The following is a 3,574-nucleotide window of genomic DNA, read 5'->3' on the forward strand; positions in this document are numbered from 1 at the left end:
AAGCACCGCCGCCATGACCAGATGGACCAGCAGAACGCCGCCCCAACCACCTGCCTGCCCGGTCAGCAGAATCATCGTGGCCAGTGCCCCAGGGCCTGCGATCAGCGGCGTGGCGAGCGGAAATACCGATGGGTCGTCGGCGTGTGCGGGGTGCTGGCCCTCGCGCCGCTGTGTGCGCCGCTCGAACAGCATGTCGAGTGCGGTGAGAAAGAGGAGCACGCCACCTGCGATGCGAAACGCGGGCAGGGTGATGCCGATGCCGCCCAGAAGCCGGTCGCCCAATAGCCCGAAGAGCGTCAGCAAGACCGCCGCAATCGACACGGCACGCAATGCTATGTGTCGGCGCGCGCGCGCCTCCATGCCGCCGGTCAGCGCCACGAACACGGGGGCAAGCCCGATCGGGTCTACGACCACGAACAGGGTGACAAAGGCAGTCAGGGCAAATACAGTATCCATCGGGCTCCTTCTTGCCATAGCTGGCGCAGCGCGGCCACTTGCGCAAGCGCGGCGCAGAAAAAAACTACGTCGCGCCCCCAAAGGGGCTTTGATTGGCGCGCACAAGGCCATACATGGAGGCATATGCCGCGCCTCGCGGTCGCGGCGGCATGGAGGATGAACGCATGTTCAACAATATCGGCCCCTTGGGGCTTTTGCTTATTGCGGTGGTCGTGCTGGTGCTGTTCGGGCGCGGCAAGATCTCTTCGCTGATGGGCGAGGTCGGCAAGGGCATTACCTCGTTCAAGCGTGGTATCAAGGAAGGCAGCGAAGAGATCGAGAAAGCGGCATCGGAAGATGCGCTCGACGTGACTCCCGAGGCCGGAAAGTCGAAAGACAAGGTCTGATCGCAGGCAAGTCGGCGTAGCGGCGCGGGGGTTGGGGCAGGATGTTTGACATCGGCGGCAGCGAATTGCTGGTGATTGGCGTTGTGGCGTTGATCGTGGTCGGCCCCAAGGACTTGCCCGGCATGTTCCATACACTCGGCCGTTTTACTGCCAAGGCACGCAGCATGGCGCGCGAGTTTTCGCGGGCGATGGAAGATGCGGCAAAGACCACGGGTCTGAAAGAAACCAGCGACGACCTGAAGGGCTTGACCTCGAAGAAGGCGCTTGGGCTTGACGCGCTGGAAGATGCGGCCAAGGCGTTCGAGAAATGGGACCCGAAGCTGAAGGGGGGCTACCAGCCCGGCCCGTTGCCAGAGCCCAAGATCGCAGCGCCAGCGGCGGCCACACCTGCCGCAGTGGCCGCGCCAGCGCCTGCCAGCGCCGGGGCACCCAATGCCACATCAAGCGCGGCTACGGCGGCCAAACCCGCTGCCGCCGCACCAAAGGCGGCAAAGCCTGCCAGCGGCGGTGCACGCAAGCCCGCAAGCGACAACGCCAAGGCCGCGCCTGCCGCAGCGCCGCGCCCACGGGCACCGCGCAAAGCCGCCGCCAAAGGTAACCAAGGGGACAAGGCATGAGCGAGGCCGCCGCGCAAGAAGAAGTCGATGCCTCTGCCGCGCCCCTGATCGAACATCTGGCCGAGCTGCGCAAACGTCTGATCTGGTCGGTTGCCGCCTTTACCGTGGCGATGCTGCTGTGCTTTACCGTTTGGAACCCGATCTTCAACTTTCTGACCCGCCCGATCTGCGCGGCGCTGTTTGACCGCGGCCAAGACTGCGGTCTGGTGTTGATCAAATTGCAGGAAGGCTTCTTCGTTGCCGTCTCGATCTCGTTTCTCGGCGGGTTTGCGCTGGCCTTTCCGATCATCGGCTATCAACTTTGGCGGTTTGTAGCCCCGGGGCTTTACCGCAAAGAAAAGAACGCGCTGCTGCCATTTCTTGTGGCATCGCCCGCGATGTTCTTGCTGGGCGCGGCATTTGCCTATTATGCGATCCTGCCGATGGCCTTCAGCTTCTTTCTCGGCTTCCAGCAAGGGCCGCTTCTGGCCACAACGCCCGATGGTGTTGCAGCCGATTCTGTGCCTTTGGCCGAGGCGGGGATTTTGTTCCAAGGTTCGGTGCAGGAGTATCTTGGCCTGACCATCAAGTTCATTCTCGCCTTCGGCCTTTGTTTCCAGCTACCGGTTCTGTTGACGTTGATGGGCAAGGCGGGGCTGGTTTCGGCAGAATCGCTGCGGCGAATCCGTCGTTACGCAATTGTCAGCATCCTGCTTTTGGCCGCGCTCGCCACGCCGCCTGACGTGATCTCGCAGATCGTGCTTTTCACGGTGATCTACGGGCTTTACGAAGTTTCGATCTTCCTCGTCGCGCGGATCGAGAAAAAGCGCGAGGCGCAACTGCGTGCCGAGGGGCTTTGGGTGGAAGACGAGCCTGACGAGCCCGAAGAGGCGACGCCCGACGGGGCGAAAAAATGACCGAGCCGCTTGAGCGTATTGCCGCGGCGCTAGAGCGTCTTGCACCTCCGCCTGTGGCAGCACCCGATTTCACGGCCGCTTCGGCCTTTGTCTGGCACACCGGTCCTGACCGGCTGGAACCGATTGCAGTGGTGGCGCAGGTCGATCTGCGGCTTTTGGTGGGCATTGACCGCGCGCGCGATACGCTTTTGGCCAATACCGAGCAATTTGCGGCGGGCCACGCGGCCAACAATGCGCTTCTTTGGGGCGCGCGCGGCATGGGCAAATCGTCGCTGGTCAAGGCGGTGCATGCGGCGGTGCTGGCGCGTGGGCACGCGCTAACGCTGGTTGAACTGGCGCGCGACGATCTTGCCTCGGTGCCGCGGCTTCTGGCGCTGTTGCGCGCTGCTGCTCCGCGCCGCTTCGTGCTGTTTTGCGACGATCTGTCGTTTTCGGCTGACGATCAGCACTACAAGTCGCTCAAGGCCGTGCTGGACGGTGGTATCGAGGGGCGTCCGGCCAATGTGTTGCTTTACGCCACATCGAACCGCCGCCACCTGATGCCGCGCGACATGATCGAAAACGAACGCTCCACCGCGATAAACCCATCCGAGGCGGTCGAGGAAAAGGTTTCGCTTTCAGACCGTTTCGGGCTTTGGCTCGGTTTTCATCCCTGTGGTCAGGATGAATATTTGGCCATGATTGCAGGTTATTGCGCCGCGTGGGGCGTTCAGATCGACCCGGACACGCTGCGTGCCGAGGCGATTGAATGGCAGGCCACGCGCGGTGCGCGCTCGGGCCGCGTTGCGTGGCAGTATTTCACCGATCTGGCGGGGCGGCGCGGGCTGGCGCTTTGAGTTGCCGCACCGCGCTTTGCCGGGTTTACCCGGCGCGGCATAGCCCACGGTTTCTTCGGCGTCGGAAAGCCGGTGCCATACGCGCTGGGGGCACAGTTCGAGTCAGTGCCCGCGCGCTATCAGGGCGTGCGAACCGGCGGTATTACATGGGCGCTTTGGCCGCCAAAACTATCTGGAAAAGCACCCGCTAAGCGTTGGGCCAAACAGTCATGCCGGGAACCGCGTCTCTCGCGCGCATTTCTGCGCCCATGGCGGCCCCATGCAAAGGGCCGCCACATGCAGGGCTATCAGCTAGCCTTGGCGGCGCGCTTGCGTTCGTGCGGGTCGAGAAAGCGCTTGCGCATGCGGATCGCCTTGGGCGTGACTTCGACCAGTTCATCGTC

6 protein-coding genes are annotated in these 3,574 nt (G+C 63.2%); 4 read left to right on the plus strand and 2 right to left on the minus strand.

The window, feature by feature from the left end; all coding sequences use genetic code 11:
* Window positions 1–456 (minus strand): MarC family protein (locus ABY403_RS14510; RefSeq protein ID WP_372841534.1); only part of this gene is annotated, 456 nt, incomplete at its 3' end.
* Between the two features lie 164 nt (window positions 457–620).
* On the opposite strand from ABY403_RS14510, the gene ABY403_RS14515 reads away from it, so the two are divergent.
* The 4 genes from ABY403_RS14515 to ABY403_RS14530 are packed head-to-tail and all read left to right on the plus strand — an operon-like array spanning window position 621 to window position 3,191.
* Complete coding sequence (locus ABY403_RS14515) at window positions 621–842, plus strand: twin-arginine translocase TatA/TatE family subunit (protein ID WP_372841535.1); 222 nt, start codon at window positions 621–623, stop codon at window positions 840–842.
* Between the two features lie 41 nt (window positions 843–883).
* Window positions 884–1,459 carry a Sec-independent protein translocase protein TatB gene (gene tatB, locus ABY403_RS14520; protein WP_372841536.1) on the plus strand — a complete coding sequence of 192 codons (576 nt, stop codon included), beginning with the start codon at window positions 884–886 and terminating at the stop codon, window positions 1,457–1,459.
* On the plus strand, window positions 1,456–2,355 hold the full coding sequence (tatC, locus tag ABY403_RS14525) for a twin-arginine translocase subunit TatC (protein WP_372841537.1): 900 nt from the start codon (window positions 1,456–1,458) through the stop codon (window positions 2,353–2,355). Before tatB ends, tatC begins: the two co-directional genes overlap by 4 nt.
* A complete protein-coding gene (locus tag ABY403_RS14530; protein ID WP_372841538.1) occupies window positions 2,352–3,191 on the plus strand; it encodes an ATP-binding protein in 840 nt (279 codons plus the stop codon). Before tatC ends, ABY403_RS14530 begins: the two co-directional genes overlap by 4 nt.
* 287 nt (window positions 3,192–3,478) lie before the next feature.
* Here ABY403_RS14530 and ABY403_RS14535 read toward each other — a convergent pair.
* Window positions 3,479–3,574, minus strand: a 96-nt coding sequence (locus tag ABY403_RS14535) for a hypothetical protein (RefSeq protein ID WP_372841539.1), incomplete at its 5' end; no start/stop codon positions are given.

Source organism: Phaeovulum sp., assembly GCF_041596715.1.
In the GTDB taxonomy this organism is placed as follows: Bacteria; Pseudomonadota; Alphaproteobacteria; order Rhodobacterales; family Rhodobacteraceae; genus UBA6213.